The 14,318-nt window shown below is 52.7% G+C and carries 15 protein-coding genes; 10 read left to right on the top strand and 5 right to left on the bottom strand.

The genetic code is table 11. From position 1 onward, the window contains the following. Positions 1–25: 25 nt before the first annotated feature. A complete protein-coding gene (locus CYR52_RS10365; protein WP_006785989.1) occupies positions 26–2,476 on the bottom strand; it encodes a heavy metal translocating P-type ATPase in 2,451 nt (816 codons plus the stop codon). 259 nt (positions 2,477–2,735) lie between these two features. On the opposite strand from CYR52_RS10365, the gene cadR reads away from it, so the two are divergent. The 4 genes from cadR (at position 2,736) to arsC (ending at position 5,668) form a co-directional block, all read left to right on the top strand. Next, positions 2,736–3,194, top strand: a complete 459-nt coding sequence (gene cadR / locus CYR52_RS10360) for a Cd(II)/Pb(II)-responsive transcriptional regulator (RefSeq protein ID WP_006785990.1) — start codon at positions 2,736–2,738, stop codon at positions 3,192–3,194. A 262-nt stretch (positions 3,195–3,456) separates the two neighbouring features. Further along, the gene (locus tag CYR52_RS10355; protein WP_006785991.1) at positions 3,457–3,810 is read left to right on the top strand and encodes a metalloregulator ArsR/SmtB family transcription factor; all 354 of its coding nucleotides are present in this window, start codon (positions 3,457–3,459) and stop codon (positions 3,808–3,810) included. Between the two features lie 96 nt (positions 3,811–3,906). Then, the gene (locus CYR52_RS10350; RefSeq protein ID WP_006785992.1) at positions 3,907–5,190 is read left to right on the top strand and encodes an arsenic transporter; all 1,284 of its coding nucleotides are present in this window, start codon (positions 3,907–3,909) and stop codon (positions 5,188–5,190) included. A 49-nt stretch (positions 5,191–5,239) separates the two neighbouring features. Continuing rightward, positions 5,240–5,668: a glutaredoxin-dependent arsenate reductase gene (gene arsC, locus CYR52_RS10345; protein ID WP_006785993.1), complete on the top strand. Its 429-nt coding sequence runs from the start codon at positions 5,240–5,242 to the stop codon at positions 5,666–5,668. A gap of 56 nt (positions 5,669–5,724) precedes the next feature. On the opposite strand, the gene arsH is transcribed toward arsC, so the two are convergent. From arsH to CYR52_RS10325, 4 genes are read right to left on the bottom strand one after another with little or no spacing between them, the layout of a single operon-like run. Then, the gene (gene arsH, locus CYR52_RS10340) at positions 5,725–6,447 is read right to left on the bottom strand and encodes an arsenical resistance protein ArsH (protein ID WP_006785995.1); all 723 of its coding nucleotides are present in this window, start codon (positions 6,445–6,447) and stop codon (positions 5,725–5,727) included. Beyond that, a complete protein-coding gene (locus CYR52_RS10335; protein WP_006785996.1) occupies positions 6,444–6,779 on the bottom strand; it encodes an ArsR/SmtB family transcription factor in 336 nt (111 codons plus the stop codon). Before CYR52_RS10335 ends, arsH begins: the two co-directional genes overlap by 4 nt. A gap of 48 nt (positions 6,780–6,827) precedes the next feature. After that, a complete protein-coding gene (locus tag CYR52_RS10330; protein WP_101828534.1) occupies positions 6,828–8,060 on the bottom strand; it encodes an MFS transporter in 1,233 nt (410 codons plus the stop codon). Next, complete coding sequence (locus CYR52_RS10325; protein WP_020899215.1) at positions 8,057–8,584, bottom strand: GNAT family N-acetyltransferase; 528 nt, start codon at positions 8,582–8,584, stop codon at positions 8,057–8,059. Before CYR52_RS10325 ends, CYR52_RS10330 begins: the two co-directional genes overlap by 4 nt. 98 nt (positions 8,585–8,682) lie before the next feature. On the opposite strand from CYR52_RS10325, the gene CYR52_RS10320 reads away from it, so the two are divergent. The 6 genes from CYR52_RS10320 to CYR52_RS22400 all read left to right on the top strand — a co-directional run bounded on the left by CYR52_RS10320 (position 8,683) and on the right by CYR52_RS22400 (position 14,073). After that, the gene (locus CYR52_RS10320) at positions 8,683–9,582 is read left to right on the top strand and encodes a LysR family transcriptional regulator (RefSeq protein ID WP_006786000.1); all 900 of its coding nucleotides are present in this window, start codon (positions 8,683–8,685) and stop codon (positions 9,580–9,582) included. 193 nt (positions 9,583–9,775) lie between these two features. Next, complete coding sequence (gene umuD, locus CYR52_RS10315) at positions 9,776–10,216, top strand: translesion error-prone DNA polymerase V autoproteolytic subunit (protein WP_006786002.1); 441 nt, start codon at positions 9,776–9,778, stop codon at positions 10,214–10,216. A gap of 41 nt (positions 10,217–10,257) precedes the next feature. Then, positions 10,258–11,532, top strand: coding sequence for a translesion error-prone DNA polymerase V subunit UmuC (gene umuC / locus CYR52_RS10310; RefSeq protein ID WP_023202697.1), 1,275 nt, complete (start codon positions 10,258–10,260; stop codon positions 11,530–11,532). 25 nt (positions 11,533–11,557) lie between these two features. Beyond that, on the top strand, positions 11,558–12,616 hold the full coding sequence (gene umuC / locus CYR52_RS10305) for a translesion error-prone DNA polymerase V subunit UmuC (protein WP_308302662.1): 1,059 nt from the start codon (positions 11,558–11,560) through the stop codon (positions 12,614–12,616). 206 nt (positions 12,617–12,822) lie between these two features. After that, positions 12,823–13,314, top strand: coding sequence for a hypothetical protein (locus tag CYR52_RS10300; RefSeq protein ID WP_023888462.1), 492 nt, complete (start codon positions 12,823–12,825; stop codon positions 13,312–13,314). Positions 13,315–13,374: 60 nt separating this feature from the next. Continuing rightward, positions 13,375–14,073, top strand: coding sequence for a hypothetical protein (locus CYR52_RS22400; protein WP_020899212.1), 699 nt, complete (start codon positions 13,375–13,377; stop codon positions 14,071–14,073). Positions 14,074–14,318 lie beyond the last annotated feature (245 nt).

The raw sequence follows: 14,318 nt of genomic DNA, 5'->3' as shown, positions 1-14,318 counted from the left end.
TTTACCGGAAGAGCAGCCAGACAGGTTACTTACGCAACAGGCGCAGACCGTTTGCCACGACAAGCAGGCTTGCCCCCACATCCGCGAATACGGCCATCCACATGGTCCCCATACCTGCAATGGTCAGGGCCAGGAACACTGCCTTGATCCCAATAGCCATAACGATATTCTGAACCAGAATGTTATACGTCTGCCGGGAGAGTCGGACAAAAGCCGGAATTTTACGCAAATCATCATCCATGAGGGCCACATCGGCAGTCTCGATGGCGGTATCCGTGCCCATTGCACCCATGGCAAAGCCGATATCGGCGCGGGCCAGCGCCGGTGCATCATTGATGCCGTCGCCCACCATGCCGGTCGTGCCCTGCGCCGTAAATGTTTCTACAGCACGCAGTTTATCTTCCGGCAGTTGATCCCCCCGCGCCTCATCGATACCAACCTGACCGGCAATGGCCTGCGCAGTGTGCGCATTGTCTCCGGTCAGCATGAGCGTTTTAACACCCAGACTATGCAACTGACTTATCGCCTCGCGGCTGCTTTCCTTCACCGTATCAGCCACCGCAAACAGCCCTAGCACCTGATGAGTGTCACAGAGCATGATGACCGTTTTACCCCCGGTCTCCAGTTCCGTTAGTGCAGCCCTGACCGCTTCCGGACAGCGCACCGTTTCTTCAGCCAGCCTCAGATTGCCCAGACTGTAGGTTTGACCGTTGATGACGCCGCGCACGCCGCGGCCTGGCAGAGCCTCAAAGTTTTCCACTTCATAACGCTGAATGCCATCTGATGCCGCCGATACAGCCTGCGAAACCGGATGATCGGAGTAACCTGCCAGGCTCACAGCCAGACTGCGCCCCTCATCTTCTGCCACCCCGGTATAGATAATCGCATCCGTCTGTACCGGCTTACCGTGCGTCAGGGTGCCGGTCTTGTCGAGCGCCAGCCACTTCAGCTTTCGGCCTTCTTCAAGATAAACGCCGCCCTTGATCAATATCCCCCGGCGGGCTGCTGCCGTCAGGCCACTGACAATGGTCACTGGCGTGGAAATGACCAGCGCACAGGGGCAGGCGATAACCAGCATCACCAGCGCCTTGTAAATCCACTCCTGCCAGCTTTCACCTGCAATCAGCGGTGGGAGAACGGCAACTGCGACGGCAATAGCAAACACCACAGGGGTATAAATTTGTGCAAAGCGATCAACAAAGCGCTGCGTAGGGGCTTTTGCCCCCTGCGCTTCCTCCACGGCATGAATGATACGCGCCAGCGTGGTATTTCCGGCAGCGGCCGTTACACGGTACTCAAAGCCACCGGAGCCGTTGACCGTCCCGGCGAAGACCGGGTCACCTTCCCCTTTATCCACCGGCAGACTTTCGCCGGTAATAGGTGCCTGATTAATGGCGGTCCTGCCCCGGACCACCGTGCCGTCGAGAGCGATACGCTCGCCCGGTTTTACCCTGACCACGCTGTTAAGGGATACAGACCTGGCCTCAGTTTCTTTCCAGGAGCCGTCCGGTTGCTGAACCGTGGCCGTTTCAGGCGTCAGCTTCATCAGAGAGCCGATGGCATTGCGGGCGCGATCAAGAGATTTCGCTTCAATCAGTTCCGCAATCGTGAACAGCACCATTACCATGGCGGCTTCAGGCCACTGTCCGAGCGCCAGCGCCCCGGTGACGGCAATACTCATCAGGGCGTTGATATTCAGGTTGCCGTTGCGAAGAGCAATCCAGCCTTTTTTGTACGTGGACAGGCCACAGGCCGCAACGGCAGCCAGAGCAAGAGCCGCTTCCAGCCATTCCGGCATGCCCGCCCAGTGCATGGCTTCGGCGGCGATTGCCGCCACACCGGCAAGCGCGAGCGGCCACCAGTGTTTTTTCTTTTCCTCAGTGACCGCGTGCCGGCCATTACTGTCAGGAAGTTCAGGTTCAAAGCCCAGAGAACGAATGGCGGCCAGAACCGGCTCCAGCGTATCCGGTGCGTGAACCACCGTCAGTACACGCTGCATAAGATTGAAATCCAGTTCCTTGACGGCTGACATGCCGTCCAGCTTTTTACGGATCATGCCCTCTTCAACCGGGCAGTCCATCTGCATGATCCTGATACTGGTACGCACCCCGTCAGCGGTCACCTGCTGCGTCTGCAGCTCACCGAATGTGACAGGGGCAGGCGAGCAGCAGGAACCGCCGGTATTTTCCGCCTCACGGCCTGAGCAGCAGCTGCCTTCAGGCTGCATTGCTTTATCAATCGGTTCCGGGTCAAAACCCAGCGAGCGCACCGCCTGCAGAACCGGTTCCAGCGCCTGCGGTGTATGGGTCACGGTAAGCACCCTCTGTATCAGATTGAATTCAAGATTGCTGACGGCAGGTAATTTTGCCAGTTTTTTTCGGAGGAGCGTCTCCTCCGTCGGGCAGTCCATCTGCATGATGCGCAGACGCGTCTGAACGTCATCGTTGCGGGGAAGCTCTGCAACCGGTTCGGACATCTGGCTCAGGCCGTCCGTTGAGCAGCAGCTCCCGGTGCTGCAACAGGCCGGTGTGGTCTGAGTCGTTTTTGGTGGCATTTTCCCTGAAGCCTCAGTCGGGGCAGTGGCGGTATTTTTAACAGACGCCTCCTCTCCGGTTGCGGCTGATCCACATTTTTTATTACTGCAGCAGTCACTCATTTTTTTATCCCGTTCATAACGTATACTGGCATTAAAGACCCTGATGTAACTACAGGGTCAAGCTCAGAAGAGGTGTGATATGAAAATTGGTGAACTGGCCCGCCAGGCGGGATGTCCTGTAGAGACGGTACGTTATTATGAGCGAGAGGGGCTTCTGCAGGCCGCATTGCGGGACCAGACTAATAACTACCGCCATTACGATAGCGCACATCTCGAAAGGCTTATGTTTATCCGGCGCTGCCGGGCGCTCGATATGACCCATGAAGAAATCCGGGTGTTGCTGCAGGCGCGCAGCCAGCCAGACGCAGACTGCGGTACGGTTAATGCCCTGATAAATGAACATCTGAACCACGTTCAGGCCCGTATTCGTGAACTAAATATGCTGGAAAAACAACTATTTGAGCTCCACAGCCACTGCAATGCCAACCGGGCAACACGGGACTGCGGTATTCTGCGCGAACTGGAGCAGGCAGAAGAGCCTGAGGATATCGTGCCGGTTATCACTGCAGGTCATCTGGCCGGAAGCCACTCTTACTGATGCTGCTTTCTGCCATAAGTAGAACGGTTCACTAAAGAAACAGGCTTTTTTTGTGATGTTACTTCGTCATGCCCGACCATTAAGGCAGCTGAAAGTGTGCTGCCGTTAAAATCTGTGTGATATCGTTTAACCGCTATTCCCTCATTAAGCTGTACTGAAAAGCCTGTAAGCACGTCAAAACATATATGAATTTATAAATATAAAGTTGACCTTTCGTCTGCAGCAGACGAGACTTGTTGCTGTCCGCCACGAAGGAGAAATTATGCCGTCACTGCTGCCCCTGCAACTTTTTAAGAATCTTTCTGACGAAACCCGGCTCAGCCTGGTGCTGTTGTTGCGCGAAAAAGGGGAGCTTTGCGTCTGCGAGCTTGTATCTATCCTGAAAGAAACACAGCCAAAAATATCGCGGCACCTGGCCCTGCTCAGAGAGAGTGGACTGCTTATCGACAGGCGCGACGGCAAGTGGATCCATTACCGGTTATCGCCACACATGCCTGCGTGGGCAGCAGCGGTCATTGAGCAGGCATATCTGTGTCAGCGGGATGAAATTCTTCATCTCAGTCAGCAGGCTGAGCGTGATAACGCAACCACCAACGGCAAAGCTGTCTGCATGTAAAAATTTTATCTAAACACATTCGATTAAACGCATATATTTACAGGGTACAGTTAGCAGCCCGCTTCAACGGGCAGTTATAATTAAGAAGGAGAGGGTATGTTTCTGGCGGGTGCGATTTTTATTCTGACGCTGGTACTGGTTATCTGGCAGCCGAAAGGACTCAGTATTGGCTGGAGTGCCGTTATCGGCGCCGCGCTGGCGCTGCTGACCGGCGTAGTACAAATCGGGGATATTCCGGTGGTCTGGCAGATTGTCTGGAACGCCACGGCCACGTTTATTGCGGTCATCATTATCAGCCTGCTGCTCGATGAGTCCGGCTTTTTTGAATGGGCCGCGCTGCACGTTTCCCGCTGGGGAGGCGGCAGGGGCCGGCTGCTGTTCACGTATATCGTTCTGCTGGGTGCGGCAGTGGCGGCGCTGTTTGCCAATGACGGAGCCGCGCTAATTCTGACGCCGATCGTTATCGCCATGCTGCTGGCGCTGGGCTTCAGCCCCGGGGCCACGCTGGCGTTTGTGATGGCGGCCGGGTTTATCGCCGATACCTCCAGCCTGCCGCTCATCGTGTCAAACCTGGTCAACATCGTCACGGCAGACTTCTTTAAACTGGGTTTCAGCGAGTATGCCTCGGTGATGGTGCCGGTGAATATCGCGTCCGTGGCCGCCACGCTGGTGATGCTGCACCTGTTTTTCCGCAGGGACATCCCGGACACTTACGACCTGGCGAAGCTGAAGGCGCCGCGTGAGGCCATTCGCGATGCGCGTACCTTTAAAACCGGCTGGATTGTTCTCATCCTGCTGCTGATCGGCTTCTTTGCCCTCGAACCACTCGGCGTGCCGGTCAGCCTTGTGGCCGCGGTGGCGGCGTTTATTCTCTGGCTGGTAGCCCGGAAAGGCAATGTGATTGATACCGGAAAGGTACTGAAAGGTGCGCCCTGGCAGATCGTTATCTTCTCGCTGGGCATGTACCTGGTGGTATACGGACTACGCAATGCCGGGCTAACTGATTACCTTTCTGCCGCCCTGAACCGGTTTGCCGAGCATGGCGTCTGGGGCGCAACGCTCGGCACCGGCTTTCTGACGGCGGCGCTTTCATCAGTCATGAACAACATGCCTACCGTGCTGGTTGGCGCGCTCTCCATTGACGGCAGCACCGCTCAGGGCGTGGTGAAGGAGGCGATGATTTACGCCAACATCATCGGCTGCGACCTCGGTCCGAAAATCACCCCTATCGGTAGCCTCGCTACCCTGCTGTGGCTGCACGTCCTGGCACAGAAAAACATAACCGTCAGCTGGGGCTACTACTTCCGCGTGGGCATCGTGATGACCCTGCCGGTACTGTTTGTGACGCTGGCTGCGCTGGCCCTGCGCCTGTCTGTTTAACCTTAACCCCGGAGCTGTGCCTGTGCAGCGCCTTTATGGAGTAACGCTCATGACTGACATTACCATTTATCACAATCCGGCCTGCGGGACGTCCCGCAATACCCTGGCGCTTATCCGCAACAGCGGCACCGAGCCCACGGTGATTCTGTATCTGGAAACACCGCCGTCGCGCGACGAGCTGAAAAAGCTGATTACGGACATGGACATTAGCGTGCGTGCCCTGCTGCGTAAAAATACCGATCCCTACGAGCAGCTCGGCCTGGCTGAAGACCGGTTCAGCGATGAAGAACTGCTCGATGCGATGCTGGCTCATCCGATCCTCATTAATCGTCCGGTGGTGGTGACGCCGCTGGGAACGAAGCTCTGCCGCCCCTCCGAAGTGGTTCTGGGCATACTGCCGGACCCGCAGAAGGGAGCGTTTACCAAAGAGGACGGCGAAGCAGTCATTGATGAGCAAGGGAATCGCGTCAGCCACTGATGTTTCCCTTGGCTGTGACAGGGAAAATGTGAAAAAGCCGGCAGATGCCGGCTTTTTTATATGCTGCGCTGGTTTACCCGCTCAGAGAGCTGCGCAGCACTCTCCTTCCTTTCGCTGTAGCGGTCGGTGAGATAACCACTACGACCGCGCGTCAGCAGGGTGAACTTCATCAGTTCCTCCATGACGTCCACTATGCGGTCATAATACGGAGAAGGCTTCATGCGGCCGTCCTCATCAAACTCGGCCCAGGCTTTTGCAACGGATGACTGGTTCGGGATAGTGATCATCCGCATCCAGCGCCCAAGAATACGCATCTGGTTTACGGCGTTGAAAGACTGTGAGCCTCCGCTGACCTGCATGACAGCAAGGGTTTTCCCCTGCGAGGGCCGGACCGCCCCGGACGTCAGCGGTATCCAGTCAATCTGCGTCTTCATGATGCCGGTCATGGCACCGTGACGCTCAGGAGAGCACCAGACCATCCCTTCAGACCAGAGCACTAGCTGGCGCAGCTCTGCGACCTTCGGATGCGTCTCAGGTACATCATCCGGCAGCGGCAGGCCGGACGGATTGAATAACTTCACCTCCGCGCCCATGGCCGTCAGCAGCCGTGCGGCCTCTTCCGTGGTGAGTCGGCTGTAAGAGCGCTCCCGAAGCGAACCGTAGAGCATCAGTATGCGGGGCGGATGCGCCACCTCTTCGGCCTTTAATTTCTCTTCCGAAAGGGGCGTATCCAGGAGTGTCAGATCGATATTGTTCAGGGCATCATTCACGTTATTCACAATGGAGTCTCTTTATGGGAAATCTCGGTAGACAGGCTGCAGCTACTGCCACCGGCGCAGCACTCTTCAGTGAGAAAAGCCATCAGCTGCTCAAGCTGCGCATAGCAAGGTCTGCAGAACAAGGTACGACTCTGCCGTTCCTGGCTTATGAGTCCAGCGGACATCAGCGCTGAAAGATGATGGCTGAGCGTGGAGGCAGGAATCTCAAGGTGCTTCTGCAGTTCGCCAACCGGCAGGCCTTCATGACCAGCCCTGACCAGCTCCCGGTATATGCGGAGACGTGTCGGGTGGCCCAGTTCTCGAAGTGCGTTTGCTGCGGTGTGTAAATCCATGCGGCCTCCTTTAACTATATTTCCAGAATAATAGAAATATGGAAGCCGTCAAACATTTTTTTCGTGAAGGGTAGATGCTCCATGGTCCCGGTTCTGCACAACAGAGCCAGAATGACGCTGCCAGAGGACCACAGAAATCGCCGTAATGATCAGGGTCAGGATGAAGGAAAAAAGCAGCGTGCCGGGTATACCGTAGCGCTCCAGCAGTATGGCATACGCAGACGGAGCCAGTGCCGCGAGAAAAAATGCCGGCGACATCAGTATTCCTGTTTTGCGGGCGTACTGCTGCGGATCAAACAGCACAAGAGGAAGTACGGCCTTCACGATCGTATTCAGTCCGTTTACGGCCCCATAGCCCAGAACGAAAAAGGCTGTAGCCACAGGAGTAATGCTGCCTGCAAGGCCGGTCAGAAAACAGAGGGGAAGCAGGATACCGGTTATAAGGTTCAGGCGTATCGCGGAGATTCGTGCACCTGAAACTACACCCAGCAGACGGGCACCTAACTGCCCCACTCCCCACAGCATGCCAGCCAGAGCAGGCACGCCATAAGAGGCCAGTATCCGGGGAAAATGTGTGGACACGCCGGTGGAGACAAAGCTTATCAACGCTATCAGAGTGGCATACCACAGGCCGCTGATGAGTGCTTTTGTGTCCTCTGATGTTGCTGTTGCGTCAGCCGAATGGCCGGATCGCCCTGTTACGGGAAGTTTTACCCGACTGCCTGCCGGAACGGCAGTTAAAAAAAACAGGCTCAGCAGGCCCGCACAGCCATAAATGATGACGGCATGCCGCCAGTCGGTGACGTGAAGAAGCGCTGCGCCAGCAGGCCAGAAAGCGGCCGACGCGAGACCGCCCAGCAGGGTGACCAGAGAGATTGCCTTGCGAGCCTCTGCGCCTGCGGTTTCCACAAGCATGGCAAAAGCGGCGTCATACAGAGCAAGCCGCATGCCCGCGCCTGTCAGGATCCAGACGGCATCCCACGCTAATGTTGAATAGGTAAACGCCATCAGAAAACACCCGATGGTTATAGCCAAAGTTCCCGCCATCATCAGGGTGCGTCCACCGGTACGGGCCATTACGTGACCGATAAGCGGTGAAACCAGCCCCATAACGAGCATGGCAACGCTCAGGCCGGAGAATGTCTCACCGGAAGACCAGCCTGTTTCCGCCATGATGGCGGCTCCGAAGACACCCGGCATGTAGAACGTAATACCCCAGTTGATAAGCTGCGTCATGCCGATGCAGAAAATGGTGCGGCCTGTCAGATATCCTTGTGTCATTCTGTACTTTCCGGAAGCGTAGCGTCGCCATGCCCGAGCGTACGCTGCAGGATAACCGTATCGAGCCAGCGCCCATGCTTGAATCCTACAGACCTGAGGGTGCCAGTGATGCTGAAGCCTGCAGCGCGGTGAAGAGCAAGGGAGGCAGTATTTTCACTGTTCCCCACCACCGCTACAAGTTGCCGAAAACCACGGGCTTCTGCCCATCCTACTGCACGGGATAGCAGCATTTTTCCAATGCCCCGCCCCTGATACGTGGCATCAACATATACAGAGTCTTCCAGAGTAAAGCGATAGGCGCACCGTTCCCGGTATAGAGACAAATAGCAGTATCCTCGAACAATTCCTCCGTCAACCGCCACCAACCAGGGCAGTCCTGCTGCATGTACCTTTTTCAGCCGGGCTGCCATTTCAGCCTCACCCGGCGGTTCGGTTTCAAAAGTGGCGGTGCCGTGTAATACGTGATAAGCATAAATCTGTTGTATAGCGGGAATATGTCGTTCATCTGCTTCGGTTATTTCCATCAGTACAGCTCCCTTTCAGATCAGAAACAGAGACTAACCCGGATGAATCATTTCAGACAGGCAGCAGGGCTTATCAGCGTTATGAGGAAAACTTTGGCATGGCAACACTGAACCTCGATCATCTGGCTACCTTCAGGCTGGTCATCAGCCGGGGCAGTTTCTCGGGGGCGGCAGAAGTACTTGGCTTGTCGCAACCGGCAGTGAGCCTGCAGATAAGACAGCTGGAGCAGACGCTTAAGGTCAGGCTTATTGAGCGAACCAGCCGGGGAGTAAGACCAACGACTGCCGGTTTGACTCTCGCTGAACACTGCATGAAAATTGATGCGGTGGTAAGCGGAGCGGTTGAAGCGGTTTCCCTGCATTCAGACGAAATAACCGGCACCGTTACTGTCGGCACAGGCGCAACAGCCTGTATCCATCTGCTACCTCACTTACTGCAGCAACTTCGACAGACCCATCCCCTGCTGAAGGTGGATGTACGCACAGGCAATACTTCAGATATTGTACGGGGAGTGGAGGAAAACCGTATAGATATTGGTCTGGTAACGCTGCCGGCAGCCGGTAAATGCCTGAGTGTCAGCCCGCTGGGTACGGATGAGTTTGTTGTAATCATGGAAAAGGACACCTCGGAGCAGAGTGCAAAACCGCTGTCTCCTGATACCCTTTTGCCACTGCCGCTGATTGTATTTGAACCCGGAAGTGCCACACGCGATCTGATTGACGGATGGTTCAGCGATGCAGGGCATACTGTCAGCCCGGTTATGGAGCTTGGCAGTATTGAAGCCATTAAAAGGATGGTTCGTTCCGGCCTGGGTTACAGCATCGTTCCCCGTATGTCCGTTGCAAGTCATGAAGAAAGGCAGGGTCTCAGTCTTTACTCAGTAACGCCATCGCTTCACCGGACTCTGGGGACAGTGATGCGGGAGGATCGGATTGTCAGCAGGGGCATAAGTGAAGTACTGAACAGACTAAGTAAGATCTTTCCTGAATCAAAATAAATTTTTAACATGCCCTGACACAGAAAGTCCTGATAGCTGCTTGTTTTACGAGCTGTCGTTCCGCTATAAATTCAAATAAATCAATAGTCCATTATTTTAATGATATTTGTGTCGCCCCACGCTTCTTGCTTCGTCCGTAAAGTCAGACAATACTACTGTAAATACGTACAGCATTTTGACAGGGATTTTTGCTATGTTTCACGCCTTTGAGTTGATGCACCCGGCGGATAATCCGCCGCCCAGCTACAGGCCCCTTTTCCTGGAACGCGTACCCTGCGGTTTTCCCTCTCCTTGCCAGGACTATGCGGAGCAGGAACTCGACTTAAACGAATATCTAATAGCCCACAGGGCAAGCACCTTTTTCCTGCGCGCACAGGGCAACAGCATGCAGGATATAGGACTTTACGACGGCGATCTGCTGATAGTCGATCGGGCACTCAGGCCTGAGCACGGCGACGTGGTTATCGCTGTACTGTACGGCGAATTTACGGTCAAGCGCCTTCTTATTACCCAGAAAGGGCCGGTATTGCAGCCGATGAATCCCGCCTATCCTGTTATTATCCCAGACCCGGATACCCTGGAAATTTTCGGCGTAGTGGCGCACTTCGTGCACACTCCGCGCCGGAGAAACTGATATGTGCGGGTTATCTACACACGGCGGAGATCATGATGTCCATGTTCGGCCTGGCTGACGTTAATTCATTCTATGCCAGCTGCGAGACGCTGTTCCGCCCGGACCTGCGTGGCAGACCTGTGCTAGTGCTCAGCAACAACGACGGATGCGTCATTGCACGCTCCGCTGGCGCAAAAGCGCTTGGCATCAAAATGGGTGCGCCATGGTTTGAGGTAAAAACACAGGATTATCCGGAAAAGGTGCACGTGTTCAGCTCCAATTACGCGCTTTATCACAGCCTCAGCCAGAGAGTAATGACCGCGCTTGAAGAGATAACGCCACGCGTCGAGCAGTACAGCATTGATGAGATGTTTCTGGATCTCACCGGTATTGACGGCTGTGAGAACTTCGAAACTTTTGGCCGTCGCCTGCGTGCGCATGTCTTTACCACAACGGGTCTCACCGTCGGTATCGGCATGGGGCCGACCAAAACACTGGCAAAATCGGCCCAGTGGGCGGGCAAGGAGTGGAAGCAGTTTCGCGGCGTACTGGCGCTTACGCCAGGTAATCCGAAACGTACTGAAACCCTGCTGGCTAACCAGCCCGTTGAGGAAATATGGGGCGTGGGACGGCGTATCGGTAAACGACTCAACCTTATGGGCATCGAAACTGCTCTGCAGCTATCACGCGCGCGTCCGAAGTTCATTCGCGATAACTTTTCCGTGGTGCTGGAGCGCACCGTACGCGAGCTGAACGGTGAATCATGTATTCCGCTCGAAGAGCTGCCACCGGCAAAACAGCAGATTGTCTGTAGCCGCAGCTTCGGCGAGCGAATTACCTCAAAAGTCGCTATGCAGCAGGCGCTGTGTCAGTACGCTGCGCGCGCAGCGGAAAAACTGCGCGGGGAACGTCAGTACTGTCGCAACATCGGTGTGTTTATCCGGACGTCGCCACACGCAAACGGTGAGGTTTTTTACGGGAACAGCGCTGGTGAGAAACTGACGCTGCCAACACAGGACACGCGTGACATTATTGAATCTGCGATGCGATCACTTGACCGTATCTGGCTTGAGGGTCGAAGGTACATGAAAGCAGGTATCATGCTTGATAACTTCACTCCAAACGGTGTAAGCCAGCTCAATCTGTTTGAAGATAACCAGCCGCGGGCCAATAGCGCACAGCTGATGAAGGTACTGGATGATATCAACCAGTCCGGAATGGGAAATGTATGGTTTGCGGGCCAGGGCATTAATACCGAATGGAAAATGAAACGTGAAATGCTAAGCCCTGCTTGGACCACGCGCTGGTCTGACATACCTAAAGCGCGCGTGCTTTGAGTCGGTTACTAATTAAGCTGTTGAAATTGTATTCCACATAAATGCTGATATGTCAGACAGAGTGATGACTATTTTGCAGTTACTGACTCCGCGTGTGGAAATTTACAGTATCGATGAAGCTTTTTGTGATCTTACGGGTATGCGTAATCTGTTATCGCTTGAGGTGTTTGGCCATCAGATACGTGATCAGATTAAGCGAAGAACACATCTGACTGTGGGAGTGGGAATAGGCCCTACAAAAACGCTCGCCAAACTGGCTCAGTATGCAAGTAAGCGCTGGCCCGCAACGCGAGGTGTGGTAGATCTCAGTGACAGACAGCGTCAGCGTAAGTTAATGGCTTTAGTACCAGTTGAGGAGGTCTGGGGTATAGGACGGCGGCTGGGTAAAAAATTACAGTTTATGGGCATTAACAATGCACTTCAGCTGGCTGAGCTGTCGCCTTCATTCATTCGTAAACAGTTCTCAGTAGTTGTTGAGCGCACGGTCAGAGAGCTGAACGGTATTCCTTGCCTCGGTTTAGAAGAATTTACTGCCCCAAAAGAACAAATCATATGCTCCCGATCTTTTGGAGAAAAACCGTCGGACGAAGTCAGCCTGCATCAGGCCATTTGCGCTCATGCTGAACGTGCAGCAGAAAAACTCCGTGCAGAGCATCAATTTTGTAAACGGGTAGCAGTTTTCATCAGTACCAGCCCTTTCTCAGAAAATGAGGTGTTTTATAAGAATCAGGCGGTAACAGAGCTTGCTGTACCCGCTCAGGATTCACGGGATATCATTAACGCGGCTATAAAGGCATTTGATACGATATTTGTACCAGGGCACCGTTATCATCGTGCTGGCGTGATGCTCACTGATTTCCGAAGCGCTGCCGTATCTCAATTGACCCTTTTTGATGACTTTCAGCCTCATCGTAACAGCGAAGAGCTGATGACATTAATAGACAGCATTAACCATTCAGGCAAAGGCTCTGTTTGGTTTGCAGGGCAAGGTATTAAAGATGCATCTATGGGCTGGAAGATGCGCAGAGAAAGGCTTTCCCCCGCCTTCACGACTAAGCTAAGTGATATAATTAAAGTGAAGTGAGCTTCCTTTTTACGCCCAGCCATTTGGTATACCTCATCATTGACTTTCATTATACAATACGGCAGGGTTTTACAGTCTGTTACAATGTGACGGAATAGTAAGTCGTACTAAAGCTGTTATTTTCACGGTAAAAATAGGGAGAAAAAAGGAATATGAAGGGTCTATATACTATTTTAATACTACCTGTTCTCGTAACAGCTTGTAGTATGAATGATATAGCAACTACAAACCAGAAAATCAGTGATGGTGCCTCAGGAATAATGAATTCCCTGAGAGGTAACTCCTCAGGAAATGATGAGCAGCGTATGAAAGTATCTCCTTCAGAAAAAAAAGAATCGACCTCTAAAAGTTATACTGTACCAGTAGATGTTGATACTGCAGCAGCAAGAATTAAAAGGAAGTTTAAGTTTATCTCTAATGATGAACTGAGATCAATTAGAGAAAAAAATAACGATGGCGAATGGACTGCCAGCGCAATTACCGATAGTAATCAGGAATGGGATGCGATGACTGGAAGTTATTATAAAATGGGCTCAGATTGGGGCGACTATGATGATCACCTAACTATTGAGCTAGAAAAAAATGGGTCAGGTAGTCGTATTCATATAACGTACAGTTCTTCTTCAAAGCAAAGACTCGCAAGTAGCGGCTTGCAGGATTTAATGCAAAATATTAAGAATGTAGCTGAAGGGAAGTAACTAATTATTAAGGGTGTGGATATTGCTATATCCGCACTCATAAATCTATAAGGAGTAAGTGTGTTTAATCTCTTGTCCTATTTCCATAATAAATATAAAGGCCGAATTATAGAGTGTGACGAAACTCTGGATTACAGAGCCAACTTTGAGCATGCATTAAAATTTACAAAAGGGCTGGGCTTTAATGAAGGTTCAATAACGGATTTGAAGGATGGTGAATTGGATTATCATAATATGATGGCAAAAGTGTGTCATGAAGCAGAAGTGGATAGCTTCTCTTTTTCAGCAGGGCAATGTCTCAAGTGGTGTCATTTCCTTCAGCCATATTTTGAATCCGCACTTGGCTGTAAAATTTGGACGACAGTCGGTCAATTATGGAAGGGAGATAAATGGCTTTATAATCCCACATATGATGAATTTGAAAAATGGTCCAACAAGGGATTTCAGCCCGAAGATTTTTCTGAGACGCCTGCTCTAAATCTTCATGCCTGGTATACAACAGATACTGGTCATTTGATTGATATTTCATATCTGAGTACTCTTTCAAATGTATTTCCTGATTGCCATGAATATACTGGAGGTGTGCTGGTAGGTAAGCCAAATGATATTTTTCCTGGCTATCAATACGTACCTATAGTCGTTGGGCAAGGTATAGTAGAAAAAATTCAAAGCAAATCTTTTATACCTTTTCTTGCTAATGACGTTGAGGATCTAATGTCTGTTGGAATGGTGATATATGCAGACCCTAACAATGAATAATATAAGAAAGTTGACGATCATCTGAGGCGTTGCTAACATCACCAGTGCATTAGAAGTCGCTACGGCGACCATCCAAAACCCCTGTAACCTGAGAGGGGTGCCTTCGGGCGGTTACCAGCCAATGCTTCAGCGGTCTGAGAGAAGCGCCTTCGGGTGACTGCCAGCTAATGTCCCACATACCTGAGAGGGACGCCTTATGGCGGTAAACCCGTTTAACCTTTGAAAACGGGGGCCACTAATGTGGA

The organism is Chimaeribacter arupi (genome assembly GCF_002858805.1).
In the GTDB taxonomy this organism is placed as follows: Bacteria; Pseudomonadota; Gammaproteobacteria; order Enterobacterales; family Enterobacteriaceae; genus Chimaeribacter; species Chimaeribacter arupi.
This window is presented reverse-complemented; position numbering and strand designations above follow the sequence as displayed.